Here is a 26,158-nt window from a genome sequence, read left to right as displayed (position 1 = left end):
CCAAATGATGATCTAAAACAGTTTAAATCGGCGTTTTAATGGGTTAACATGCGCGCCTTTATAGCCATCGCTCAACATTTCACCATGATATTGGTGTATGTTTATTTCAGGTTATATTAATTAGGTTGAACAACCATGCCAGTAAATACAATTATGGGGTTATTTGCAAAGTCCCCAATTAAGCCTTTGCAGCGCCACGTTGTGTGCGTAACAGAATGTTGCTCTCACCTTATCAACTTCTTTGAGACAAGCTCAAAGGGTGATTGGGAAAAAGCAGCGGAGATCCGTGCGCAGATTTCTCATCTTGAGAAAGAAGCCGACGTTTTGAAACGTGAGATCCGTCTTAAACTACCACGCGGCCTGTTCTTGCCTGTAGACCGTAGCGATATGCTAGAGCTACTGACGCAGCAAGATAAGCTTGCCAACCTTGCCAAAGACATTGCCGGTCGTGTTTACGGTCGCCAACTTGTCATTCCTGCGCCACTTCAAGAAAACTTCATCGCTTATGTGAAGCGTTGTCTTGATGCAGCCAACCAAGCTCAGAAAGTTATCAATGAGCTGGATGAACTGCTAGAGACAGGCTTTAAAGGTCGTGAAGTGACTCTGGTAGCAGAGATGATTCACCAACTCGATGTCATCGAAGATGATACCGATGCCATGCAAATCCAGCTTCGTCAGCAACTAATGGCGATTGAACAAGACATGAACCCAATCGACGTTATGTTCTTGTACAAAATTCTTGAATGGGTCGGCGGTATTGCAGATCAAGCTCAGCGCGTAGGCGCTCGTCTTGAACTCATGCTGTCTAGGTCTTAAACACACGTTAACTAAGTAACAAAGAGCGAAGAAGTATTAGGCGTTGAGCACAGACAATGCTTAAGAGATTGCCCTGCGCCAAACTTTTGCTCCGCTTGTTATGAAACAAAACTAGGTATTACAATGGATATTCTTGCAAACTACGGCACTATCCTGATTCTTGTTGCGGCGATGTTCGGTTTCCTTATGGCGATCGGTATCGGTGCAAACGATGTTGCCAATGCAATGGGTACTTCTGTTGGCTCTAAAGCTCTAACAGTTAAGCAAGCTATCATCATCGCGATGATCTTCGAATTCGCCGGCGCATACCTTGCTGGCGGTGAGGTAACAGACACTATCCGTAAGGGTGTGATTGAAACCTCGCTGTTTGCTCACCAGCCAGACGTTCTAGTATTCGGTATGATGTCGTCTCTATTAGCGGCAGGTACTTGGCTATTGCTCGCTTCTTACATGGGCTGGCCGGTATCAACTACTCACTCAATCATTGGCGCTATCATCGGTTTCGCTTGTGTGTCTGTGGGTACTGAAGCGGTTGACTGGGGTTCAGTAAAAGGCATCGTAGGTAGCTGGGTTATCACACCTGTGATTTCTGGTTTCTTCGCTTACCTTATCTTTGTCAGCGCACAGCGCCTGATTTTCGATACCGAAAAGCCACTGTTTAACGCTAAGCGCTTTGTTCCAGTGTACATGTTCATTACCACTATGGTGATTGCGCTGGTAACCATCAAGAAAGGTCTAAAACACGTAGGCCTGCACCTTGAAGGTATGGAAGCGTGGGCGTGGGCTGCAGGCGTTTCGTCTCTAGTTATGATTGGCGGATACATCTACATCCAACGTAAATTTGCAGACCGTGAAGAAGACCATGGCTTTAGTGGCGTAGAAGGTATCTTCAGCGTTCTGATGGTTATCACAGCTTGTGCGATGGCATTTGCACACGGTTCAAACGACGTAGCGAACGCGATTGGTCCGCTGTCTGCTGTTGTTTCAACGGTTGAGCACATGGGTGAAATCAACGCTAAGAGCACCATCGCATGGTGGATTCTTCCACTAGGTGGTATCGGTATCGTTGTGGGTCTCGCGACTATGGGGCACAAAGTAATGGCAACGGTAGGTACAGGTATCACTGAACTAACGCCTAGCCGCGGCTTCGCAGCGCAGCTAGCAACGGCTTGTACCGTTGTTCTAGCTTCGGGTACCGGTCTTCCTATCTCGACCACACAAACACTTGTAGGTGCGGTATTGGGTGTTGGTTTCGCTCGTGGTATCGCAGCACTTAACTTAGGTGTTGTACGTAATATCGTGGCTTCTTGGGTAGTGACTCTACCTGCTGGTGCACTACTTGCGGTAGTATTCTACTACATGATGCAAGCGATATTTGGTGCATAAGCCAAGGCTTAGATAAAGTCAGGGAGATGTGAAGCTCACGTCATATTTGACTCAAATTCAAATAAAGGGAGGCTTTGCCTCCCTTCTTTGTTGCACCCGATTGAGAAACTTCATACTATTTGCCCATTCTTAAAAGTTTACAATTTGAGAGTGCGTATCAGCCCAGCTGCAAACGCGACTTTCTTCATCATTCCCCATTGATACACTTAAGGGACTTACTGTGAAAAAACTGATCTGCATGATCATGGTGTCGTTACTCGCTGCTCCTGCAGCGTTGGCTCAAGATCGATATATTGCTGACAAGCTATTTACCTATCTGCACTCAGGGCCAAGCGCTCAGTATCGTATCATCGGCAGCATTAACGCTGGTGACAAAGTGCAACTACTATCTTCTAACCGTGACACGGGCTACTCCCAAGTTCAAGACAACCGCGGCCGTAAAGGCTGGGTAGACTCGAAGTTCGTCACGGCTCAAGAAAGTATGGCGGTACGCCTACCTCGTCTTGAGAAAGAACTGACGCAAGTTAAATCTCAGCTAGCAAATGCACGCGAAACTGCGGACAGCGAGAAAGGTGGCCTAGTCAGCTCTCTAGAAGCACGTAACAAGCAAATTGCAGAGCTTGAGCAAAACTACTCTGACATCAGCGCGCAGCTGACGTCTTCTCAAACAGAAATCCGCGAGCTACGTGCTAAACTGGATACGCAAAAAGAAGACCTACTACTGCGCTACTTTATGTATGGCGGTGGTGTTGCGGGTGTAGGCCTTTTGTTTGGTCTTATCCTTCCGCACATTATCCCACGTCGTAAGAAGAGTCCTAATGGCTGGGCATAATGCTTAGAGCATGACTTTGAATACAAAAAAACCGCCTCACGGCGGTTTTTTATTACGGTTCAATTACGATTTAATCGTCGTCAAAGTTAAACAGTGATTCCATATTCAAGCCTTGCTTGACTAAAATATCACGCAGTCTACGTAGACCTTCGACTTGAATTTGACGCACACGCTCGCGAGTAAGATTGATTTCTCGCCCAACTTCTTCAAGGGTTGAAGGCTCATAGCCTAGTAATCCAAAGCGTCGTGCCAACACTTCTTTTTGTTTTGGATTCAGTTCATCAAGCCAGTGAATAAGCGATGATTTAATATCGTCATCTTGGGTTGAGACTTCAGGGTCTGAGTGCGTTGAATCCGGAATGATATCTAACAGCGCTTTCTCACCGTCCCCACCAATTGGCGTATCAACCGAACTGATACGTTCATTGAGTCTCAGCATCTTAGAAACGTCGCTCACCGGTTTATCCAGCTTATGTGCAATTTCTTCGGCTGTTGGCTCATGATCGAGCTTTTGGGACAGTTCACGGGCTGTACGTAGGTAAATATTGAGCTCTTTTACCACATGGATAGGCAGACGAATCGTGCGTGTTTGATTCATCAAAGCACGCTCAATAGTTTGGCGTATCCACCACGTCGCATACGTTGAGAAACGGAAGCCGCGCTCAGGGTCGAATTTCTCTACTGCACGAATAAGACCTAAATTGCCTTCTTCAATTAAATCAAGAAGCGCTAGACCACGGTTACTGTAGCGTCGAGAGATCTTAACCACTAATCGCAAGTTACTTTCGATCATGCGTTTACGGGCTGCTTCATCGCCTTTCAGTGCACGTCTTGCATAGAGCACTTCTTCTTCTGCGGTCAAGAGTGGTGAAAAGCCGATTTCGCCGAGATAGAGCTGGGTGGCATCTAAGCTTTTCGCAGAGGCATCGTACAAATCCTTGTCTTCAGTCTCTGTTGCGGCGTCATCGTTCGTCAGTGTAGGTTCTACAACATCAACAGTCTCACTGTTGGCATCGAAGTTTTCGTTCTTGGTTACTGCATTGCTGATACTCATAGCGCCTCCCCCTGGCGAGCTAGCAAGACATGACAACTCAACTATGTCGCTAACTTTCTCTGATTAAGTCAATCAAATTGCAAGTAGCTTTTCGTATGGTGTATTCGTTATACGGCAGTTACGGCAAGTAGCGTTTTGGGTTTACTGATTTTCCTTGATAACGGATTTCAAAGTGCAGTCTAACGCTGTTGGTTCCGGAGCTTCCCATCGTAGCGATTTTTTGTCCGGCTTTAACACTTTGTCCTTCCGATACCAATAGTCTGTCATTGTGAGCGTAAGCACTTAGGTAACTGTCGTTATGCTTAACAATAACGAGGTTTCCATAACCACGTAGTGCGTTGCCTGAGTAAACCACGGTTCCTTTTGCAGTGGCGACGATATCTTGGCCTCGGCGGCCTGCAATATCGATTCCTTTATTTCCTTGGTCCCCTGCAGAAAAGTTCTTTATGACACGACCCTTAGTCGGCCAGACCCAACTTGATACTTTTGCCGCTGTGCTTGGCGCCGGTTTCGGTGCTGGTTTCGCCTTCGCGACAGTTTGCTTCGCGGCTGGCTTGGTTGTCTGTTTTACCGTTTGGGGTTTAGTCTTGTTAACATTTTGTTTACCTTTAGCCTCACCATACTCCTTTGTTTGAGTTTGATCAACCTTCTTTGCGGCGGTTTTTTGACTATTTTGCGTTGATGAGCTACCCGCTTTTGAAGGCGGTTTTGACGCAGTTGTCGCGGTGCTCGAGCTCGCTGCAGCCGTTGCCACAGAGGCGGTTGCAACCTCACCTGAACCAGAACCAGCAAACACCGGTGGGGAATAGACCGGGCGCCACAGGTTCAAACGCTGGCCTGGGTGAATGGTGTAGGGTTTTTTGAGATTATTGAGTCTTATCAGATCGTTAACATCTTTATCTGTGACGTATGAGATAAAATAGAGGGTGTCCCCTTTTTGCACTTCATAGTAACTGCCACGATAACTGCCACGGGAAACACTATCGTACTTGCCTCCCAGATTTGAGACAGGCGCAGGCGAATGCCCAGCACACCCAATCAGTGCACTGGACAAAAAAACAACGGAGACCACTGCTTTTAACCGCTTTTGCATTTACGCTAATTCACCTGCTACGAGAGGAACAAACCTCACTAATTCAATAACTTCGGTAGTAAAGCTATCACCTTTACGAGTGATTTTTAATAGTTGTTGCTCATTATCACCGACAGGGATCACTAAACGTCCACCATCATTGAGCTGGGTCAATAATGCTTGAGGGACTTCGGAAGCTGCAGCCGTGACGATAATGGCATCAAATGGCCCCTTGGCTTGCCAGCCTTGCCAACCGTCACCGTGTTTGGTGGAGATGTTGTAAATATCAAGACGCTTTAGCCTGCGCTTTGCTTCCCATTGCAGTGCTTTTATTCTCTCAACCGAATAGACATGCTCCACCAACTGCGACAGCACGGCAGTTTGATAGCCTGAGCCAGTTCCGATTTCAAGCACTCGAGTATCGTGTGTCAGCTCAAGCAGCTCGGTCATTCTCGCGACAATGTAGGGCTGAGAAATCGTCTGCCCAGCACCAATAGGCAAAGCATTGTTGTCGTAGGCTTGGTGAAGCATCGCTTGTGACACAAATTGCTCACGGGGTACGGAGAAGATAGCATCCAGCACACGGGGATCAGCTACACCGTGCGCTCGGATAAACTCCACTAATTTCGCTGCTTGTGGGTTCATTAATTACTCTCTCCCTGACACCCAACGTTCCATCGCACCAATCGACTCATGTGCGGTCAAATCCACCTGCAGTGGTGTAATAGAAATACGCCCATGTTCAACTGCGTAAAAATCGGTGCCCTCTCCAGCATCCTGCTCTTTCCCTGGAGGTCCCAACCAATAAATGTCGTGCCCTCTTGGGTCCTGCTGCTTAATCATCGCTTCAGCATGGTGACGGGCACCCAATCGAGTCACGGCAACATCACCAAGCTGCGCCAGCGGCTTATCTGGGATATTAATATTCAATAGTCGATTGGTCGGCACACGAGTAGCCAAATGACGCTCGACAAATTGACGAGCGATGATCGCCGCTGCAGCAAAGTGCTGTTTACCAACCAGACTAAAAGCGATGGATTGAACGCCTAGAAAGTGTCCTTCCATAGCCGCCGCTACAGTACCAGAATAGAGCACATCGTCGCCCAAGTTAGCCCCATGGTTGATGCCAGACAGAACTAAATCGGGAAGATCGTCTTTCATCAATTCATTAAGCGCAAAGTGCACACAATCGGTTGGCGTTCCTTGAACCGAGAAAACACCAGGCTCAATTTCGTTAACACGCAGCGGCTGCTCAAGCGTTAATGAGTTCGATGCGCCCGAACGGTTTCTGTCTGGCGCAACGATGGTCACATCAGCAATGTTTGCCAGCTCCGCCGCTAATGTGCGAATTCCCTCGGCGTGTACGCCATCATCATTACTGATGAGGACTTTGATTCTCTGTTTGTTTGTTTCCATGAATCCTAGAATTGCCTTTCTACTTCTTCTACATTTGCCAGCTCTCTAAGAATCGAGGTCGCAAAACTGCCTGAATCCAAGAAAAAGCTCAGTGTTACAGAATCTTCATCCCATTGTGCATTCAATGAGTCAGGCTTTAACACAATAGCGCGTCTGTCGTGACGCATGCGATTACCGCGGATAAGCGCCATCAAATCTGGCTCTTGATCTAAGATGCTTTGTTCAAGCTTCTCGGCCTCATCGGTGGTTGGTAGCGCATTATCACCTGCCAATGCAGCGGTGATCATCCCAGTTTCGTCAAGAATGTCCCCGGCCAGCTCAGTGTTAAAGCAATCTTGCTGCAAACGCTCTGAAACGATGTGATTAAAGATCCATGAGCGCGCCGCAGAGAGATACAAACTGCGTTTATTCTGATTGCGAGTGCGCACGTTGTCACGTCCCCAACGCTTCGCTTCGCTCACGTTGTTACCATCGTGTCCAAAACGCTGCTGACCAAAATAGTTTGGTACGCCAGAATCACAAACGAGCGCTACGCGCGCTTTTAGTGCTTCAACATCTGACACCTCAGTCAAACGGATGGCAAACTCATTACCAGCAAGATCGCCTGGACGCAGCTTTTTGTTGTGCCAATCGGTCGCCACTATCTCAATACTAGGATACTGCGCCAAGAAGGCGCTAAAGTCTGGTACGTTCTTCTTTGGTAAATGGACGCTTAACCACTGTTCAGTCACGGCATGGCGATCTTTGAGGCCGGCCCAGCCAATATCTTTCGATTTTACGCCACACACTTTGGCCAATTCATTGGCGACAAAACTGGTGTTTTCACCATTTTTTCGTATGCGGAGCATCAAATGCTCCCCTTCTCCCGCAAACTCAAACCCCAGAACCTCATTGACAATGAAGTCTTGGTTGCTGGCTTTAAACTTAGCGCTAACCGCAGGTTTGCCGTGAAGATAATTCAGGTTTTCTAACACATCAGTCATGATATTTGCCTTTAGGACGTTACTTTGTTGATCAGAACCACAGCTTCTGTGGCGATACCTTCTTTACGTCCTGTAAAACCGAGTCTTTCCGTCGTGGTTGCTTTTACATTGATGTTACCAATGTCGGTTTCCAAGTCAGCGGCAATGGTGTGGCACATAGTTTCAATGTGCGGAGCCATCTTTGGTGCTTGTGCCATGATGGTTACGTCAGCATTCACCAACTCATAACCTTGTGATTTGACCTTGCTGTAGACATCACGAAGCAATGCGCGGCTGTCTGCTCCTTTCCACTCTTCATCCGTGTCAGGAAAATGACGACCAATGTCGCCTGCAGCAATAGCGCCTAGCAGTGCATCACACAGTGCATGCAACGCCACATCACCATCAGAATGGGCAACTAGCCCTTGTTCATAAGGAATGGCGACACCACCAATGATGACAGGTCCTTCACCACCAAACTTATGTACATCAAAGCCATGGCCTATTCTCATTGTTCTAATTCCTTATTTTTGAGATAAAACTCCGCCAGAGCGAGATCCTCTGGACGAGTAATTTTAATGTTGTCGCTGCGCCCTTCAACCAACAGTGGGGACAAACCTGTCCACTCGACCGCTGATGCTTCATCAGTGATGGTGACCCCTTCGGCTAACGCATCACTGAGCGCACTATGCAGCAACTCTACTTTAAACATCTGTGGGGTTAGCGCATGCCAAAGACCTGCTCTATCGACAGTATGATCGATACCTTGTGCATCGTTAGCGCGCTTCATCGTGTCTTTCACCGGGGCTGCGAGTATACCACCAACTGGGTGAGTGCTTACTTCGTAGATGAGTTTGCTAATATCCTCATGGGTAATGCACGGCCTTGCCGCATCATGAACCAAGCACCACGCATTAGGAATACGCTGTTTGACGTACTCAACGGCCGACAGCACTGAGTCTGCCCGCTCACCACCTCCCAAGACCCGTACAACAGGCTTATCTGAGATAAACGATAAACCTTCAAAGTATGGGTCGCCATCACTGATCGCTACGATGACGCTATCGATACTTCGATGCGCCAGCAAGCGCTCTATGGTGTGCTCAAGAATGGTTTGTTCATGGATTTTGAGATATTGCTTGGGAATATCCGCTTGCATGCGGCTACCAACACCTGCGGCAGGCACGATAGCAATAATAGGATGATGCTCAGGGATCATTGGTTATCCTCACCTATGATTCGGTAGAAGGTTTCTCCTTGTTGAATCATTCCTAGCTCATGTCGCGCTCGCTCTTCAATGGCATCCAACCCTTGTCTAAGATCGTCAATCTCAGCAAACATTTCATCGTTGCGGGTTTGTAAGTTGCCATTAACTTGTTGCTGTACTTGGATTTCTGTATCCACTTGTTGGAAATCAACAATGCCGTTTTTTCCAAACCAGAGGGTGTATTGAAGCCAAGAAAAAACCATTAGCAGCACAAGAGTGAAGATACGCATAAGTCGGAACATTCCATTGAGAAATTCTGCTCTTTATATAGCACAGTTTACACCTTGAAATAAGCGAAGAAAAAGCATTGTTGCATCCTAGGCACAAAAGTGAGCACCCACTAGCTTAATCTTGACGAGCGCATACCACTGGCTTGACGTTTAGCGCACTTTCGCGAGCGTAGCAGCGCTTCTCTGAAATGAAGTTTGTACTAGGAAACCGCGAGGGACTGTTCCGCTAAGGTGGTCTTTAAACGGTTCGACATCAGCACTTGCTGGTTAAACTGGATACCCAGCAGACTCCCACGACCCTGCTTTCGCACCGTTACCACCTCACACACCATCCCCGCAGGCAGAAACTGATTCAGTGTCGACTCCACTTTCACATCGAGCCCCTTACAAAAGTCGTGAGCTTGTTCTAGATAAACCCCACATCCAGCCAGCGAGAAATCGACAATTTTACCTTCAATGCTGGATTGACCATAAGACACCGTGCAAGGCATAGAGAGTTTGTAACGAGAATGCTCGCGGATCGGCTTGGATACAAACTCTGCCGGAGACGATAGGAACAGGTGACTGCAAGGTAATTCTGAACTGGAAAGAGCATGGCAGCGAAACGCGATAACGTGACCAAAACTGGTATCTGAGAGTCCACGCACCACAAACTCACCGTCATTGATTTTCTGCTGCACATCCGGAGTCAGTCCTGAGGTATCAACGACAATAAACTCATCAATTTTGTAGCCAAGCAAGTTAACGGCCACACCTTTGATGTGTGAATCACTCACCGAAGACAAGGTAAGTTTCATTCCCGGCTGCAAGAAACGGTAGCTCTGTTTTTGTTGTTCTTGTCCCCATTCCATTGATAGAACCTCCTTAATTACAACAAGATAATTACACCCCATTTACCACTTCTATGCAATCAATCCCTTGTACCTACAAAAGATACAAATGCTTACATTTATTACAATTGCAAATAATAATAAATCGCATTAGCATTCATTTCGCAGTTCAATCGTAGACCTACTTCAGGTTCACTCTGCTAATAACAAAAACAATTGTCTCGGATAATCGAGCTAGGATAGCCCCAATGAATTTCAAAGTGACCACACTTTGCAGTGCAGTGGTACTTGCACTCAATACTTCTCCGGTATTTGCCCAATCAGAACCAACAAAAACTGACGAAACCTTGGTAATACACGCCCAAAGCTTCGACGACTATAAAGTTGACAGTGCAAGCGGCGCTATGCGCACCGATACTACCATGCTAGAAACCCCACAGTCGGTTAACGTCATTCCTGAAATTGTGCTCGATGAACAGCTGGCGACCACATTAGGTGAAGCGCTGCAAAACGACGCCAGTGTCAATGCGGGCTCTCAAAAGTGGAATCGCGAAGTATTTTATCTGCGCGGCTTTGAGCTCTCATCAACCAACGGCTATCTAAGAAACGGTCACTCACTCTTTACTCATTACATGCTGCCGATTGAGACCTTAGATCGTATCGAGGTCGTTAAAGGACCATCGAGCCTTCTTTACGGTAACTCGGCGCCTGGTGGCATGATCAACATGGTGTCTAAAAAGCCAACCGCGACACCACAAGTCAATGTTGGTACCGATATCGACCACCTTGGTAGCACTCGCTATCACATTGACGCTTCTGGTGCGCTTAATGAATCTGGCACATTGAGAGGTCGTACTGTGCTGGTGAAACAAGACGCTGTGGAATCTCGTCAATATGCTAATGGGGAACAGCGCGAGCGAGATCGCTTCCTAGGCTATGGTGTGATTGAAGCGGATCTGTCTGACTGGGGTCTGTTGTCTGTTAACTATGAAAAGACCAACGACAACGCGCCGCTGGATACGGGTTCTTGGCTAGACATGCAAGGCAACCGAATCGGCGACCGCGATATGATCCGCGATGCTTCTTGGTCATTCATCAACAACGATGTGGAAAACTGGGGGGCTGATCTTGATGTGTTCATCAACTCACAATGGCGCGCTAACTTCAGCTATAACTCACAGCATATGAAGCGTCACCGCTATGACTCTAGCCCAAAACCGACGGTTCAAACCATCGTCGATGGCAGCTACACAATGAGTCCGTTTGACCGTCATGACACTTGGAAGACCCAAGCGTTCCATGCTGACTTACATGGTGATTTCACAGCACTAAATGTTGATCACCAAGTACTACTTGGCGTTAACGGTCAGTTTTATGACTACACTCAGCTGCGAGTAAAAGGTAACTCTATCAATGTCAAACCAGGCGAATCACCTAAGAATCCAGGGTTAGACTATCATGACGCGTCTTCAGCATACGAAAGCAGTAACCACTTCTACGGCTTCTATGCGCAAGATCTAATTACTTTCAACGATCAGTGGCAGGCGCTTGTGGGTGGCCGCTACGATCAGTACTTCAAAGATGGCACCAATAGTTCGACAGGTGAAACTGTGAAAGGCGCGAACGACAGCCAGGCATTCTCACCAAAATTTGGCGTAATTTATCATCCAAACTATTCAGGCAGCATCTATGCTAACTACTCGGAAAGCTTCAATCCTGTAGACAATGCCGTCAATGATGATGGTTCAGTCACTGAGCGTACGCCAGAAAAGAGCCGCCAATACGAATTGGGTACTAAGTGGGAGCTTTTGGATAACCGCTTACTATTGACGGGTGCGTTATTTGATATCGAAAAACGTAACATCAGTATCGAAGAAAATGGCTTCACTACGCAAAATGGTAATCAACACCACCGCGGCGCTGAAGCTGGCGCGCAAGGTCAGCTATCCGATAGCTGGTTTGTGATGACATCTGCCATGTACCTAGATGCTAAGTACGACAAGCACGACTTATATCAAGATAAGACACCAGCAAACGTACCTGAGTGGTCTGGTTCCGTTTGGACACGCTACGCATTTACTGACGCAACGGCATTTAATATCGGCTTGTTCTATCAAGGTGAGCGCTGGGCAGATAACGCAAACACCGTCACACTTGATGGTTACACCCGCGTTGATACCGGTGCATCGCACAAAATCAGCAGCGACTATGTAACTTGGGACTTCCGCTTCAACATCGAAAACCTGTTTGATACCGAATATGTATCAGGCACGGGTGGCAGCACCAGCCACGGTGTCGTTACGGATGTGCACTATGGCAATGAGCGCCGCTTTAAACTGTCGGTCAACGCTTCATTCTAACGTTCCCTTTCTTATACAAAGAGCGCTACGGCGCTCTTTTTTATTGCTTATTGTTCATCTCGTCACCGGTTTGACATCAATACGTCATCCATCTTCCATCTAGGCTACGCAATTCTGACATATAGACGTCATACCCTCTTAACGACACTACATGGAAATTGTTTAGAGGTTGCTATGGATACCACCAGCCCGTTTCGCTTACCGAGAAAAACCCCACTGGGCATTGCAGAAAATGTTGCCGAGTGGGCAACCGGCCTTTCTGTATTGGACCACTTATATGCACAGCGTCCACCAGGTTGTGATACCGAGCGTTTTCTTCGCTTTGCACTCGAGATCTTGGGCATTGACTATCACATTGTTACTGGAAGTCGAGATAACCTGCCTCAAACGGGCGCGACCCTCATTGTCGCTAATCACCCGCTAGGCTGCGTTGAGGGTGTGATACTGGCTGAGCTTCTGTTGCAACGCCGTAAAGATGTGAAAATCTTAGCCAATGAGTTTCTAAAACTGGTTCCTGAACTAGAACCCTTGTTTATTGGCGTTGACGTATTTGATGGCGCCAATGCACACAAGTCCAATACCCGTGCATTACGCCAAGCCAATCATCACCTTGAACAGGGTGGCGCACTATTGGTGTTCCCGGCGGGTGAAGTCTCGCAACTGGTCGATAGCAAAGCACTTCGCCTCGAAGATAAAGAGTGGAGCCGCTCGGTCGGTACGCTTATTAAGAAAAACAAAGCACTGACCGTCCCAGTGCACATTGGCGGCCTTAACTCCAAGCGTTTTTATCTGGCGGGTAAGGTTCATCCAATGCTTCGAACTGCCATGCTCGGCCGTGAACTGCTGAACAAGAAAAATCGCCCCATAAGCATCTCTATCGGCGAAGTAATCAAGTTCAAAGAGGTCAATACCTTAGATAATCGTCAGTTGGTGAACTACCTTCGTCTCAATACTTACCTACTGGGCAAACAGCAAAGCCAAATACCAGCAGCGACGAACCCGAATACTCAATCGTCATCACTAACACACCCAGAGCCGGTTGCCTCGGCTCTACCTTTAAGCGAACTGCTGAACGATATCAACCAGTTACCATCGCAGCACCACTTACTCTCTAGCGGTGAGTTTGATGTCTATTGCACGACCATGGAGCATATTCCAGCCTTGATGCATGAGATTGGTCGCATGCGAGAACACAACTTCCGTTTGGTAGGCGAAGGGACTGGGCAAGCACTGGATATCGACCACTTTGATAAGGACTACCAACACCTATTTATTTGGGACAAAGCGAACAATAAATTAGTGGGGGCTTACCGTCTTGGTCTGGTTGATACATTGCTGGAGAAGCACGGCATTCAAGGCCTTTATTCACGCACTCTTTTTGACTATGAACACCCCTTTTTGGCTACTATGGGCAAATCGATTGAAATGGGTCGCAGCGTGATTGCCGAAGAGTATCAAAAGAGCATGAGCGCACTGTTACTGCTTTGGAAAGGTATCGCTGAGTTTGTGCATCGCCACCCAGACTATACTCACCTGTTTGGTCCGGTCAGTATCAGTAGTGACTATAGCGATGTCGCAAGACAGTTACTCACCGATACCATGACCTTACACCACTACGACCAAGACAGCGCACAGCATGTCAGTGCCCCTAACCCACCCAAGCTTGCTGCTCATCCCAACTGGAACGCTCAGTTGCTGTCTGCGCTGGCTGATATGCAGTTACTCTCTCGTGTTATCGCTCGCCTTGACCAAGGCAAAAGCGTACCTGTATTACTCAGACAGTACCTTAGTCTCAACGGTAAGCTTGTCAGCTTCAATGTCGACCCTGACTTTAACAATGCTCTTGATGGATTGATTGTCGTCGACTTAAGGCGAGTCCCCCAACGTTCACTCGCTCGCTATATGGGCAGCGATAATGCCTGTCATTATCTTCACCGTCACAACCACTCGACGCCCTAAACGGTAGAGATAACTAAACGACCTAAAAAGCAGCAAAAGCTGCTTTTTTTGTGTTCACTTTGTCTCAGAACTGAGAATAGAGGTGAACTTCCTCAAGAACTGGCCACAGAATGATAAGCATCACAGTTCTTATGCAAAGGGCATGATAGAAAGCACTCAAAAACTATAACTCTTTCAAAAACTTCCGATAGCCAAACGCTTTCGAGGTTGAAAGAAACGATGAGATTTTGCAGTGACAGATTTGACGTACCAACAGGCGTTGGCGCTATTTCGCCATTTCCCTGGCTTTCTTTCTATTCGCAATGCGCAGCACCAATACGTTTACCTAAACGACCGATTCACTGCATGGTTACGCCAATACTCTGATGCAGATCCTATAGGCCTCAATGCCAGTCAATTAGCCAAGCTCGTACCAAGCAATGTCGGAGATATGCTCAATGAGTGCCACGATGCCAGCTTGGAATACCTTGAAGCGGGGCAATGTGCGCCGAAAATTCTTACGTTTCAAGGTCTAGATTCTGTCTCTTACTTCAATGTACTCAAGTTTAAAGTGTACATTGATGGCGAACCTTACATTTACACCACCAGCTTTGATGTGTCCGACTTACACCATGAAGTAAAGTTTTTTGAAAAAAAAGCGTACACCGATCCCCTCACCAAGCTGCACAACCTCGCCTACCTTAGCTCTGTGAATTGGCATTCTGGTTTTTGTGTGGTGATCGACCTTGATAACTTCAAACACGTTAACGATAGTTCAGGCCACAGTGAGGGAGACATCGTATTGATGCGATTCGCACGCTGCTTGCGCCAAGCTTTCTCCGGACAGGACATTTTAGTTCGATATGGTGGTGATGAGTTTGTAGTTTTAACCCACGATAAGGATGAAGCAAGGCTAAACCAAGCGCTAGAAAAGCTCTCCGTATTGTTTCGAGATAACTTTGTTCAGTACCCCATGCTTTGTCACAGCATCGGTTATGCCCCCTACCAAACCAGCTTACGCATCACATTGAAAAAAGCCGATCTCGCTATGTACCAATCCAAGCATACCAAGCGTTCTGTCAATTCAAAAAATCCGTCTTAAATACAAAAAATGGAGCGCAAACGCTCCATTTTCTATTGTCATTACGCGTTATAGCGTGACTTCATTTTTAAGGTAAAGTTCACTAATGCTATCAGCACCGGCACTTCAATTAAGGGGCCAATCACGCCCGCAAACGCCTCTGGTGAGTTCAAACCAAATACGGCAATCGCAACAGCAATAGCCAGTTCAAAGTTGTTTCCTGTTGCTGTGTAAGCGATCGACGCATTCTTATCGAATGGCACGCCCATCTTTTTCGCCACAAAGAAGCTCACAAAGAACATCAAGAAGAAATAGATAGTCAACGGAACAGCGACACGAACCACTTGCATTGGTAGCTCAACCATCATTTCACCCTTGAGACTGAACATCAGCACAATGGTGGCTAGCAATGCGATAAGCGTGATAGGTGATACCGCCGGAATAAACGTCTCGTTGTACCACTGCTCGCCTTTTTTCGCGACTAAGATCTTACGGCTTAAAAAGCCAGCCAAAAATGGAATACCAAGATAAATCAGCACACTCTCAGCAATCTCTCCCATCGAGATGTCCACCACTTGGCCTTGGAAACCGAATATAGGTGGCAACACAGTGATGAACAGCCATGCCAAGAAACTATAAGTGATAATTTGGAATACGCTATTTAGAGCGACTAACGCTGCACCATATTCTTTATTACCGCCACCAATATCATTCCACACCAACACCATAGCAATGCAGCGTGCTAAGCCAATTAAGATAACGCCGGTCATTAAGCTAGGCTCATCGCCAAGGAAGATTAGGGCGAGCACAAACATCAAGATTGGCCCGACCAACCAGTTCATTACCAGTGAGAGAGTGACAGCTTGCTTATCTTGCAGCACTTTGCCCATCAAGCCGTAGTTCACTTTGGCAAGCGGTGGGTACATCATCAAGATAAGACCAATAGCAAGCGGTATGTTGGTACTACCAACCGTCATTGACTCATTCAAGCTTTCGATTTGGCTAGGAAAAGCGACGCCCAATAGTACGCCGAACCCCATAGCTAAGAAGATCCACAAGGTTAGGAATCTATCCAGAAACCCCAATTTTTTTGGTTGCTCAATAGCTAGCTGAGACATGGTAACTCTCCAATATCGTTAATCGTCGAATAACGATAAGTCAGTGGTAATAAAAGTCGGCAATGCCGACTCAATGATATTTTTAATTCGAATTGGCCTAATCAAATGCTGATAAGGTCAACGAAGAAAACTCGTTTAACGCATCACGCTGAATGCGATAGCAGACTTTCGGTGGTATTGATTCTGCACTAATAAACCCCGCCACTTTAAGTATGCGTATATGCTCAGAGACGGTTGATTGGGCAAGACCCAACTGCGATACAAGGTCACTGTTCAAACAACCACCAGCACGCTCTAAATCAGACAGAATACGGATAATTCGGATACGTGCAGGATGCGACAAAGCCTTCGCTTGTACGGCTAGCTTTTTTTCTGTGGCTAACTGCTGCTCAGTCGCGATAAACATGTCTGGATTTTCAACACTACAACTGGTCACTGTGTATCCCCTATCGTCTTTTGACGATTAACATACGCCTGAAACGAAAAAGAGTCAATCGTCTTTTAACGATTGACTCTTTTTTTTGATTCAATTCCGTTATCCTGCAACCGCTTTAGGCGCGCCTGGCAAGCGAATGGAGATAATAGTCGTCAGCACCAAAAAGGCAAACGACACCCACATGCAAGCCGCTAAACCCGCCATTTGGAACACCCAACCAGACAACACGGTGCCAATTAAACGACCCATCGCGTTAGCCATGTAGTAGAAGCCAACGTCCATCGACACGCCATCGCCTTTTGCATAACTCACAATCAAATAGCTGTGTAAGGATGAGTTGACCGCAAAGATAGCGCCAAAAATCAATAGCCCCACAACAATAACCACTTGCGGATACCACTGCATCTGAACACAATATGCAATAATTCCTGTCACCACGGCTAATGCTAACGCCCACCACATGGCAGCACTGCCATCTGGCACTCTGCCCTGCGCCTTGCCGGTAATCTTTGGTGCTACACCTTGGACAAAGCCATAAGCGATGACCCATAGCGCAAGAAATCCCCCTACCAAGGTATGATCCCAACCAAAGACAGAACCAAGATAAATTGGTAAGGCAACCACGAACCAGACATCACGAGCGCCAAACAGAAACATGCGCGCAGCGGATAAGATATTGATACTTTCTGACTTAGAGAAGATCTGCTTAAACTTAGGCTTAGCTTTTGCCTTGCCCATATCGCTTTCTAAGCTGATAACGCTGCCGATGAACACCAGCGTCAGTACCGCCGCCATGGCTGCAACGGCATACTGGAAGCCCAGGACAGACAGCAACAAACCACCGATAAAGAAGCCTGCGCCTTTCAGTGCATTCTTAGAACCTGTCAGAATGGCTACCCATTTGTAAAGCGCCCCTTGCTGCTCATCAGGAACCAAGGTCTTGATGGCACTTTTGGCACTCATCTTGTTCAGATCCTTAGCAATACCTGATAGCGCTTGTGCCGCCATCACCCACGGGATGGTTAACCAAGCACTCGGGACAGCCAACATTAACAATGCAAAGATCTGCATCCCGAGACCAACGTTCATAGTTCGGTTAAGGCCTAAACGCGCCCCTAACCATCCACCAATAAGGTTGGTAACCACACCAAAGAACTCATAGAAAAGAAACAGTGAGGCAATGGCGAGTGAACTGTAGCCGAGATCGTGGAAGTAAAGCACCACCAGCATTCTCAAGGCACCATCGGTAATGGTGAAATTCCAGTAGTTAAAGGTCACCAGCATATACTGGCGAACGCTTTTGCTAAGGTTAGACAACATAATTATTCTGCCTAATAACAGGGATAAGGGTTCAGGAATAGAAGCCCTCATCAGAGGGCTTTACTCGCTGATTTTACTCGCTAAGGAGACTCGGGTTAGAAAGTCGCAGCAAGCTTCTCTACGTAGTCAATTTGAGGCTGCTTTGTGAAAGCGCCCGGGCGTAGCGCCTGAACTTCACGGCGAATGGTCTCAAGCTCCCAACCTTTCTCAAGCAGCAGGTTTGCAGCAAGAAGGCCAGTACGACCAGAGCCGCCCATGCAATGCATCGCAATTTTCTCGCCCGCTTCAATTGCTTGATGAAGCTCTGGAGAGATCGCTTTCCAGTTAGCAACAAACTCAGCGCCAGGCGCACGGTCGTCTTCAATTGCCGTTTGGAACCACTTGATGCCTAGCGCCTGTGCTTTTTCTCCAAGCTCAGCCACGCCTGCTTCTGCCATCTCGTGATTATCCAGAGCAGTCACGATAACCGTGACACCTTGCTCTTTAAGTTGCGCTAATGAGTCGTCTAACGACGCCTCTTTGGTACCTGGACAAGGCGTTAGCACTAACGCTGCGTTATCTACGTTTAATTCCCATGTTGGATGCATCATCATTACCCCGCTAGACCGACTTTACGAACCAATTCAGCTGTGCGTGTTGCATAGCCCATTTCATTGTCATACCACGCGTAGATTTTCACCATACGAGTGCCAACCACCATAGTTGATTGTGCATCAACGATGGTTGAGCGCTGGTCACCGCGGTAGTCGATAGACACAAGCGGACGCTCTTCAAAACCAAGGATGCCTTTTAGCTCGCCTTGTGATGCTTCTTTCAGTAGTGCGTTAACTTCTTCAGCCGTTGTATCACGCTTCACATCAAAAATGATATCCGTTAGTGATGCATTTGCTAGTGGTACACGAACCGCGTGACCATTGATCTTGCCTTTTAGCTCAGGGAAAATCTCAACAATCGCTGTTGCGCTGCCCGTCGTAGTTGGGATAAGGCTCATACCACATGCACGAGCACGGCGCAGATCTTTGTGCGGCGCATCAAGGATAGTCTGGGTATTCGTTAGATCGTGGATAGTCGTGAACGACGACTGTTCAATACCGAGTTTCTCGTGGATCACTTTCACCACTGGAGCGATACAGTTTGTAGTACAAGACGCCGCTGTCACGATTCGGTGAGCTGCTGCATCAAAGATTTCATCGTTCACACCGACAACGATGTTGGCAATGCCTTCTTCTTTCACTGGCGCGGATACCACAACACGTTTAACGCCTTGGTCGAGGTATTTGTTTAGGAATTTGGTTTTACGGTGCACACCTGTTGCTTCAATCACAACGTCGCAACCAGACCAATCAATCGCGTCGATATCACGCTCTTGAGTCGTCTTAATACGCTTGCCGTTCACCACAAGCTCATCACCTTCCACGGTTACGCCGTGGTGCCATGTGCCTTGCACTGAATCGAACTCCAATAAGTGACCTAGTGTGGTTGCATCACCTGCAACGTCATTGATCAATACGAACTCTAGCTCGTCCCAATCAAATGCTGCGCGAAGCGCCAAACGGCCAATTCGACCAAATCCGTTAATACCTACTTTAATCGCCATAACTTAATCTCTTAATTACGTAAAATATTCGGTTGTACCGTCAAGCCCTAGGCATCGTTTGATGATGACGCAAGCTCGTTAAAGTTTAGTTGATAAGCGCTTTGCAAACAGTTCGATTGCTCAAGCCCTTTCAATGTTCGATAAAGCCAACCCGGCAATCCTTCAGCTAAGCTGTAAAAGACATGCTGCCCTTGCCTCGTATCCTTGAGCACACCAGCTTGTCGTAGCATAGCAAGGTGCCTCGATACCTTAGGTTGGCTCTCTCCCAATGCCTCCACCAGATCGTTGACACAGACAGAGCCGTTGGCCGATACCCAAAGTAGGGTTCGAATACGGGTTTCATCAGACATCAATTTAAAAAACTCATGTGGAAGCATCTTTAAATACTCATATATGGATATGCGTATATATTAAAAAATATCACGAGCGAGTCAAGGATCTTTTTATACTGTCATAAAAGATTCATACAGAATGTAGCCGATACAGGTTAAAACGATTGAGGGACAACAAAGGTATACAATGCTTTCATTCGCACCGATAAGCTTTCATAATATTGTGTGCGCTAGTACAAGCCGATTTGATGAGGACACCATGACAAAAAAAATACTCTTTGTTTGCAGAGGAAACTCGGCACGCTCGCAGCTCGCAGAGGCGATCGTCAACAGAGATTATGCGGATCAATACCAAGCATTTAGCGCTGGTAGCAATCCAAGTCATGTCGACAATAGAACGCTAACAACACTCAAAGAGTCTGGTTTTGATAGCGGGGGTCTGCGCTCAAAGTCGGTAGAAGAGTTCGACGGACAGCATTTTGATTATGTCATCACGCTATGTTCCTCGGCGCATAAGGAATGCGGGGTATTTGAAAACAGCCAAGAGAGCCTGTTTTGGGATCTTCCCTCCCCCACCTCTTTATCAGAGACTTCTTTTGACGCCTCTTTATATGACCTGTACAAGCGAATCGAACTGTTTGTGGCCGTGCACAGTGACAGCAATGATTTAGATTTTGACCCACTGGTGATTCATAAGTGTCTGAGCGACCAAACAAGGCTTCTCATCACCTTAATGATATTTACCGAAGTGGAACTCAGCGTGGGTGAGTTGTGCGACGCGCTGCAAGAATCTCAGCCAAAGATCTCCAGAGCGCTTGGCGTGCTTAGAAACTGTGGGGTGGTTAGTGATCGACGCCGAGGACAATGGGCGTTTTATTCCATCTCAGATAAGTTACCGCTATGGGCTATCGACATACTGGATGCATCTGTTGTCAGCATGCGTAGCAAATTACTCGCCGCTAATCAGTTACTCAACCAATCTGCCAATCGCCCAGACAAGCACAACTGACCTATGCTTTGAAAATCATTGAACAAAGGATAGCAATTGTCTCATATCGGAAATGTAGTGTAGGTAAGGGCTATCGATTTCAATCTTTTTATGAGGCTCTGCATGTGAGAAATACAAGGTGGTTACTTGTGCGCCTATGCCTGCTTGAACACCGACAAGAGAGTCGTCAATAAATAGACACTCTTCTGCTCTCACTTGCATTTTGTCCATGACAAAGTGCAGAAGTTTAGGATCTGGCTTCCAGGCATGTGCGTCTATTGCGCTGTACACCGTGCCCTCGAAATAGTGGTCGAGTTTTGTCAGCGGCAGGGTGAACGCCATCTTTTCGTGAGGGGCATTTGACGCTATGCATATCGCAATGTTGTTGGCTTTGAGCTCATTTAAAACCTCATAAACGCCATCAATGACCGTTAGCTGCTCAGTGAACAGCTCCTGACAGCGCTGACGATAGTGCCGAACAAGTCCTGTTAAGCCATCATCACTAAGCAATGAACTACCAGCGATAAGTTCGCCAAAAATCTTTTCAAGCTTCACCCCTTGGAACTGATCTTTCACGTTCACATAATCAACATGAACGCCAACACCCTCAAGTACTTCGACGATTGCCTGTATACATAGACGTTCGCTATCGATAAGCGTACCGTCACAATCAAAAATTACACATTTGATGTGGTTTGAAGCCATATTTTACTGCACCTCTCGATCCCAACTGGCTCTTTTTGAACAGTAAACAGCCATGCTGAGTACACAATATCACCAGCAATGAGCCTCTTCAATGGACAGGATTATGTACCGTATTGGTAACCATTTTGAAAAAAAGTTACCAAATGGTGTCGATTCATCCGGTTTATTTATTTTGATCCAAAAATTAAATCTTAAGCGCCGAAACCTTGCTCTAAAACAACTTATGCACAGTGAAATCCGATCAATTCGGTGGTAGAATTCGTGCCCGAAAAGAAAAAAAATTACAGAATTAGCGGTTATTTTTTTGCAATCTTACTGAATTACCCTAGTAAGCGGCCAAAAAAGTGGCCTAGAAAGCGCCTCATTTAGTCATAAAATGACTAAACTTGATGAAAGACTTTCACTTCTAGAAGAAGCGAAACTAGAGAAAAGATTGATAGCTCACGTGAATTATTTGTGGGCATCCCTAGCCTTCTAGAGAGACTAATACTAACTTTCAAATTGTAATAATATTTACCGGAGAGTATCTTCCATGAAAAAGACCAAAATCGTATGTACGATTGGCCCTAAAACTGAATCAGTAGAGAAGCTAACTGAGCTTGTAAACGCTGGCATGAACGTTATGCGTCTAAACTTCTCTCACGGTGACTACGAAGAGCACGGCACTCGTATTGCTAACTTCCGTGAAGTAATGGCAAACGTAGGTAAGCAACTTGCAATTCTTCTAGACACTAAAGGTCCAGAAATTCGTACTATCAAGCTAGAAGGCGGCAACGACGTTGATCTAGTAGCTGGTCAAGAATTCACTTTCACAACTGACATCGCTGTTGTAGGTAACAAAGACACTGTTGCTGTAACTTACGCAGGTTTCGCAAAAGACCTTTCTGCTGGTAACACTATCCTAGTAGACGACGGTCTAATCGAAATGGAAGTTATCTCTACAACTGACACTGAAGTTAAGTGTAAAGTTCTTAACAACGGCGCACTTGGTGAAAACAAAGGTGTTAACCTTCCAGGCGTTTCTGTTCAGCTTCCAGCTCTATCTGAAAAAGATAAGAACGACCTTAAATTTGGTTGTGAGCAAGGCGTTGATTTCGTTGCTGCATCTTTCATCCGTAAAGCGGCAGACGTTAAAGAAATCCGTGACGTGCTAAACGCAAACGGCGGTGAGAACATCCACATCATCTCTAAGATTGAGAACCAAGAAGGTGTAGATAACTTCGACGAGATCCTTGAGCTTTCTGACGGCATCATGGTTGCACGTGGTGACCTAGGTGTTGAGATCCCAGCTGAAGAAGTAATCTTCGCTCAGAAGATGATGATCGAGAAGTGTAACCGTGCACGTAAGACTGTTATCACTGCAACTCAAATGCTTGATTCTATGATTCAAAACCCACGTCCAACTCGTGCAGAAGCGGGTGACGTTGCGAACGCAATCATGGACGGTACTGATGCAGTAATGCTTTCTGGTGAAACAGCGAAAGGTAAGTACCCTGTTGAAGCGGTAACTATCATGGCTCAAATTGCGAACCGTACTGACGGTGCACTAAAAGCTGAACTAGGTTCTCGTCTAGACAGCCCACGCCTACGTATCACTGAAGCAGTATGTAAAGGTGCAGTAGACACAGCTGAGAAGCTAGCTGCTCCACTAATCATCGTTGCTACTGAAGGTGGTAAGTCTGCACGTTCTGTACGTAAGTACTTCCCAACAGCAAGCATCGTTGCACTAACGACTAACTCTAAGACAGCTGCACAGCTAGTTCTGACTAAAGGTGTTCGTCCAGTTCTTGTTGATTCAATCGACAGCACTGATGAGTTCTACAAAAACGGTAAAGAGTACGCTCTAGAGTCTGGTTTTGGTAAGAAAGGCGACATCGTAGTTATGGTTTCTGGTGCTCTAGTAGCATCTGGTACAACGAACACAGCGTCTGTTCACGTACTATAATTCCGAAGATATATACAAAATATCTATAAAAAGAGGGCTTATGCCCTCTTTTTTTTATAATTTTCTTGCCCAAATTTTCAACACGCTGTACTATCAGACATGCTTTACAACACGGCATACCGCCGTGCGTTTCCAGATTTTATTTTCTGAGTTAAGAGGTGTAACGTGTCAAGCCCAACATTGACAGACAAAGTCGCTAAAATGATCTGTCAGGATATTCTATCGGGGGAGCTCAAGCCAAACCAAAAACTGGTGGTTGCTGAGCTTAAGGAAAAGTACAACGTAGGAGCCTCTCCTATTCGAGAAGCACTGATTCAACTTTCGTGGATTAAATACGTCAAACTCGAACCACAAAAAGGTTGCTGGGTAGCGCCTATTTCAAAGTTAGAGCTGTATGATTTGTATGAAAGCTTGAAGGTTGTCTCGTCAGTACTGTTAGAGAAGTCAATCCAACAAGGCAGCGAAAGTTGGGAGTTAGAGATTCTAACAGAGTTCCACAAGCTATCTCGCTTTAAGTTCCAAGGGGATAATTTTAACTGGCAGGAATGGGAAGATCGTCATGAAGCTTTCTATAGTTCTTTGCTCAGCGGATGCTTCTCTAAGAACATGCTCGACTTTTTTAATGACATCATCAGACAAGTCAAACGCTATCGCCGCATCTCACTAAGTCACTCACCTAAAGCTTTCTCTGAGCTGTTTAACCTTGAAGAGCACGAGAAGATGATGAAGCTGACCCTCGATAAAGACATCGACGGAGCTCGTCAGCAACTGACCCAATATCTCAATGATATGATGAAAGACATCGAACCAACGGTCAGCGAAATCGAAATGAATTAAACAAAAAATCGGGGCTAGCCCCGATTTTTACCATCCAAAGAATTCTTTGTGATGCGTGTTGAGCAGAAGCACCATAGGCAAAAAGTATAATGCGCTCAACTTGATGCCCAGTACGACCAAAGCGCCGACGGTGAGCCTTACCAAAAAGTGATTGTACATAACAAACCTCTATCACCTAACTCATTGACATCCAAGTGAATACTGTCCAATCAAAAGTAAATTCCATTCTTGAGGAAGGAGAAAATGTGAACCCAAAAGTGTGACCTTACTCCAAGAACGCCTAGTTTACTGATTACACTTAACAGGTCAAGTTTTAATCAGCATTAGACTAAAGTCTAATACAGTGGCACGTTTTTTACACGTCTCAAAAGCAAGAAGACAGTCGCTGTTAGCGATAAGATGAGAAAAAGGTAAGGTGTTAGAGGTACAAAAAAGCCGCATATCAATGCGGCTTTTTGCTATTTGACTACACGAAGACTTGGTCGCCCTTTTGGTTTAGGCGGTTCATCATCTCCGTTAGGCTCTTCACTGCTTAGCTCTGGCTGCTCAGTTTCTGCGGCCACGGACAAACCGGTCACCACTTCTGGCTCTGAGATGTCTTCTTCCTCAATAGAAAGATACGCATCTTCAGGTTCGAACATAGTGCCTGCACCGTTTTCACGAGCATAAATCGCTTGTACCGAATACAAAGGAGCAATCACAGAGTGCGGCTTACCACCAAATCGAGCATGAAACGTAATCGCTTCATTACCCAACTCAAGCTGGCCGACCGCTCTTGGAGCAATATTAAGAATGATCTGACCATCTTGCACGAATTCTAAAGGAACTCGCACACCCGGCATATTTGCATCAACAACAATATGCGGGGTTAAATCATTCTCGACTAGCCAATCATAAAATGCACGAAGCATATATGGTCGGCGAGGTGTCATTTTTTCAATATCCATCGTCTCGAGAGAAACCTATAAGGACTAGCGAACCAAACGCATCTCACGCTCAGCTTCTGTTAGAGAAGCTAGGAATGAATCACGTTCAAATACACGGTTCATATACACTTTGATTTCTTTTGAGCCAGGACCAACAAGCTCGATGCCCATCTCTGGCAAACGCCATAATAATGGAGCTAGGTAGCAATCAATTAGGCTGAACTCTTCGCTCATGAAGTACTCGTACTCAGCAAAAATAGGCGCGAGAGTCAGTAGGTCGTTACGAAGTTTGTTACGTGCCGCTTCTGATTCTTCTGCAGAACCCTTCATTACCTTCTCTGCAAGCGAGTACCAGTTACGCTCAATGCGATAAATCATTAAGCGGCTGTTACCACGAGCTACCGGATATACTGGCATTAGTGGTGGATGAGGGAAACGCTCATCTAGGTATTCCATGATGATCTTTGAGTCGTAAAGGGCTAGCTCACGATCGACCAAAGTTGGAACAGTCTTGTATGGGTTTAGCTCAGCAAGCTCAGCTGGGATGTTCACGTCATCCACTAACTCGACTTCAACACTAACCCCTTTTTCCGCAAGAACGATTCGAACCTGGTGGCTATATAAATCAGTAGCACTGGAAAAAAGAGTCATCACAGAACGTTTATTGGCAGCTACAGCCATGGAGCCCTCCGGGATACTTACAAAAAACA

At 46.4% G+C, this 26,158-nt stretch carries 27 protein-coding genes; 9 read left to right on the top strand and 18 right to left on the bottom strand.

Annotation, left to right across the window (positions count from 1 at the left end):
- Positions 1-135 precede the first annotated feature (135 nt).
- The 3 genes from ACVA6Q_RS16450 to ACVA6Q_RS16440 all read left to right on the top strand — a co-directional run bounded on the left by ACVA6Q_RS16450 (position 136) and on the right by ACVA6Q_RS16440 (position 3,034).
- Entirely contained in the window at positions 136-816 is a 681-nt protein-coding gene (locus ACVA6Q_RS16450) for a TIGR00153 family protein (RefSeq protein WP_353497822.1), read from the top strand.
- Positions 817-939: 123 nt separating this feature from the next.
- Positions 940-2,202 (top strand): inorganic phosphate transporter, encoded by a 1,263-nt coding sequence (locus tag ACVA6Q_RS16445; protein ID WP_353497821.1) that lies wholly within the window; start codon positions 940-942, stop codon positions 2,200-2,202.
- Between the two features lie 220 nt (positions 2,203-2,422).
- Positions 2,423-3,034 (top strand): TIGR04211 family SH3 domain-containing protein, encoded by a 612-nt coding sequence (locus ACVA6Q_RS16440; RefSeq protein ID WP_353497820.1) that lies wholly within the window; start codon positions 2,423-2,425, stop codon positions 3,032-3,034.
- Between the two features lie 70 nt (positions 3,035-3,104).
- On the opposite strand, the gene rpoS is transcribed toward ACVA6Q_RS16440, so the two are convergent.
- From rpoS to ACVA6Q_RS16395, 9 genes are all read right to left on the bottom strand, one after another.
- Positions 3,105-4,088: an RNA polymerase sigma factor RpoS gene (gene rpoS, locus ACVA6Q_RS16435; protein ID WP_353497819.1), complete on the bottom strand. Its 984-nt coding sequence runs from the start codon at positions 4,086-4,088 to the stop codon at positions 3,105-3,107.
- A 118-nt stretch (positions 4,089-4,206) separates the two neighbouring features.
- The gene (nlpD, locus tag ACVA6Q_RS16430; protein WP_353497818.1) at positions 4,207-5,181 is read right to left on the bottom strand and encodes a murein hydrolase activator NlpD; all 975 of its coding nucleotides are present in this window, start codon (positions 5,179-5,181) and stop codon (positions 4,207-4,209) included.
- A complete protein-coding gene (locus ACVA6Q_RS16425; RefSeq protein WP_353497817.1) occupies positions 5,182-5,805 on the bottom strand; it encodes a protein-L-isoaspartate(D-aspartate) O-methyltransferase in 624 nt (207 codons plus the stop codon). It lies immediately after the preceding gene.
- A 3-nt stretch (positions 5,806-5,808) separates the two neighbouring features.
- Positions 5,809-6,576 (bottom strand): 5'/3'-nucleotidase SurE, encoded by a 768-nt coding sequence (gene surE / locus ACVA6Q_RS16420; protein WP_418641752.1) that lies wholly within the window; start codon positions 6,574-6,576, stop codon positions 5,809-5,811.
- A 5-nt stretch (positions 6,577-6,581) separates the two neighbouring features.
- On the bottom strand, positions 6,582-7,559 hold the full coding sequence (gene truD / locus ACVA6Q_RS16415) for a tRNA pseudouridine(13) synthase TruD (protein ID WP_353497815.1): 978 nt from the start codon (positions 7,557-7,559) through the stop codon (positions 6,582-6,584).
- 11 nt (positions 7,560-7,570) lie between these two features.
- Positions 7,571-8,050 carry a 2-C-methyl-D-erythritol 2,4-cyclodiphosphate synthase gene (ispF, locus tag ACVA6Q_RS16410; RefSeq protein ID WP_353497814.1) on the bottom strand — a complete coding sequence of 160 codons (480 nt, stop codon included), beginning with the start codon at positions 8,048-8,050 and terminating at the stop codon, positions 7,571-7,573.
- On the bottom strand, positions 8,047-8,757 hold the full coding sequence (ispD, locus tag ACVA6Q_RS16405; protein WP_446648196.1) for a 2-C-methyl-D-erythritol 4-phosphate cytidylyltransferase: 711 nt from the start codon (positions 8,755-8,757) through the stop codon (positions 8,047-8,049). Before ispD ends, ispF begins: the two co-directional genes overlap by 4 nt.
- Positions 8,754-9,035 carry a cell division protein FtsB gene (ftsB, locus tag ACVA6Q_RS16400; protein WP_353497812.1) on the bottom strand — a complete coding sequence of 94 codons (282 nt, stop codon included), beginning with the start codon at positions 9,033-9,035 and terminating at the stop codon, positions 8,754-8,756. Before ftsB ends, ispD begins: the two co-directional genes overlap by 4 nt.
- 200 nt (positions 9,036-9,235) lie before the next feature.
- Positions 9,236-9,886 (bottom strand): PilZ domain-containing protein, encoded by a 651-nt coding sequence (locus ACVA6Q_RS16395; protein ID WP_446648195.1) that lies wholly within the window; start codon positions 9,884-9,886, stop codon positions 9,236-9,238.
- A 227-nt stretch (positions 9,887-10,113) separates the two neighbouring features.
- Here ACVA6Q_RS16395 and ACVA6Q_RS16390 point away from each other — a divergent pair, with 227 nt between their 5' ends.
- From ACVA6Q_RS16390 to ACVA6Q_RS16380, 3 genes are all read left to right on the top strand, one after another.
- Positions 10,114-12,225 (top strand): TonB-dependent siderophore receptor, encoded by a 2,112-nt coding sequence (locus ACVA6Q_RS16390; RefSeq protein ID WP_446648194.1) that lies wholly within the window; start codon positions 10,114-10,116, stop codon positions 12,223-12,225.
- A 174-nt stretch (positions 12,226-12,399) separates the two neighbouring features.
- Complete coding sequence (locus ACVA6Q_RS16385) at positions 12,400-14,184, top strand: lysophospholipid acyltransferase family protein (RefSeq protein ID WP_446648193.1); 1,785 nt, start codon at positions 12,400-12,402, stop codon at positions 14,182-14,184.
- Positions 14,185-14,416: 232 nt separating this feature from the next.
- Positions 14,417-15,265, top strand: a complete 849-nt coding sequence (locus ACVA6Q_RS16380) for a GGDEF domain-containing protein (RefSeq protein ID WP_446648192.1) — start codon at positions 14,417-14,419, stop codon at positions 15,263-15,265.
- A 41-nt stretch (positions 15,266-15,306) separates the two neighbouring features.
- Here ACVA6Q_RS16380 and arsB read toward each other — a convergent pair whose 3' ends face one another.
- From arsB to ACVA6Q_RS16350, 6 genes are all read right to left on the bottom strand, one after another.
- The gene (gene arsB / locus ACVA6Q_RS16375; RefSeq protein ID WP_446648191.1) at positions 15,307-16,362 is read right to left on the bottom strand and encodes an ACR3 family arsenite efflux transporter; all 1,056 of its coding nucleotides are present in this window, start codon (positions 16,360-16,362) and stop codon (positions 15,307-15,309) included.
- Positions 16,363-16,459: 97 nt separating this feature from the next.
- Positions 16,460-16,768: an ArsR/SmtB family transcription factor gene (locus ACVA6Q_RS16370; protein ID WP_446648254.1), complete on the bottom strand. Its 309-nt coding sequence runs from the start codon at positions 16,766-16,768 to the stop codon at positions 16,460-16,462.
- 129 nt (positions 16,769-16,897) lie between these two features.
- The gene (gene arsJ, locus ACVA6Q_RS16365; protein ID WP_446648190.1) at positions 16,898-18,118 is read right to left on the bottom strand and encodes an organoarsenical effux MFS transporter ArsJ; all 1,221 of its coding nucleotides are present in this window, start codon (positions 18,116-18,118) and stop codon (positions 16,898-16,900) included.
- 95 nt (positions 18,119-18,213) lie between these two features.
- Positions 18,214-18,708, bottom strand: a complete 495-nt coding sequence (locus tag ACVA6Q_RS16360) for a cyclin-dependent kinase inhibitor 3 family protein (RefSeq protein WP_446648253.1) — start codon at positions 18,706-18,708, stop codon at positions 18,214-18,216.
- Positions 18,709-18,710: 2 nt separating this feature from the next.
- On the bottom strand, positions 18,711-19,715 hold the full coding sequence (locus ACVA6Q_RS16355) for an ArsJ-associated glyceraldehyde-3-phosphate dehydrogenase (protein WP_446648189.1): 1,005 nt from the start codon (positions 19,713-19,715) through the stop codon (positions 18,711-18,713).
- A gap of 47 nt (positions 19,716-19,762) precedes the next feature.
- Complete coding sequence (locus ACVA6Q_RS16350) at positions 19,763-20,092, bottom strand: metalloregulator ArsR/SmtB family transcription factor (RefSeq protein WP_112459474.1); 330 nt, start codon at positions 20,090-20,092, stop codon at positions 19,763-19,765.
- 214 nt (positions 20,093-20,306) lie between these two features.
- Here ACVA6Q_RS16350 and ACVA6Q_RS16345 point away from each other — a divergent pair, with 214 nt between their 5' ends.
- Positions 20,307-21,056 carry a metalloregulator ArsR/SmtB family transcription factor gene (locus ACVA6Q_RS16345; protein WP_353497804.1) on the top strand — a complete coding sequence of 250 codons (750 nt, stop codon included), beginning with the start codon at positions 20,307-20,309 and terminating at the stop codon, positions 21,054-21,056.
- 15 nt (positions 21,057-21,071) lie between these two features.
- Here ACVA6Q_RS16345 and ACVA6Q_RS16340 read toward each other — a convergent pair whose 3' ends face one another.
- Entirely contained in the window at positions 21,072-21,740 is a 669-nt protein-coding gene (locus ACVA6Q_RS16340) for an HAD-IA family hydrolase (RefSeq protein ID WP_446648188.1), read from the bottom strand.
- A gap of 532 nt (positions 21,741-22,272) precedes the next feature.
- Here ACVA6Q_RS16340 and pykF point away from each other — a divergent pair.
- Positions 22,273-23,685, top strand: a complete 1,413-nt coding sequence (gene pykF / locus ACVA6Q_RS16335) for a pyruvate kinase PykF (RefSeq protein ID WP_353497802.1) — start codon at positions 22,273-22,275, stop codon at positions 23,683-23,685.
- Positions 23,686-23,850: 165 nt separating this feature from the next.
- On the top strand, positions 23,851-24,522 hold the full coding sequence (locus ACVA6Q_RS16330; protein ID WP_353497801.1) for a GntR family transcriptional regulator: 672 nt from the start codon (positions 23,851-23,853) through the stop codon (positions 24,520-24,522).
- Positions 24,523-24,980: 458 nt separating this feature from the next.
- Here ACVA6Q_RS16330 and sspB read toward each other — a convergent pair whose 3' ends face one another.
- A complete protein-coding gene (sspB, locus tag ACVA6Q_RS16325) occupies positions 24,981-25,469 on the bottom strand; it encodes a ClpXP protease specificity-enhancing factor (RefSeq protein WP_353497800.1) in 489 nt (162 codons plus the stop codon).
- A 24-nt stretch (positions 25,470-25,493) separates the two neighbouring features.
- Positions 25,494-26,129, bottom strand: a complete 636-nt coding sequence (gene sspA, locus ACVA6Q_RS16320; RefSeq protein WP_338163482.1) for a stringent starvation protein SspA — start codon at positions 26,127-26,129, stop codon at positions 25,494-25,496.
- Positions 26,130-26,158: the final 29 nt, after the last annotated feature.

The organism is Vibrio sp. DNB22_10_4, assembly GCF_052879755.1.
The sequence above is the reverse complement of the archived record's forward strand: the minus strand, read 5'-3'. Positions and strand labels throughout refer to the sequence as shown.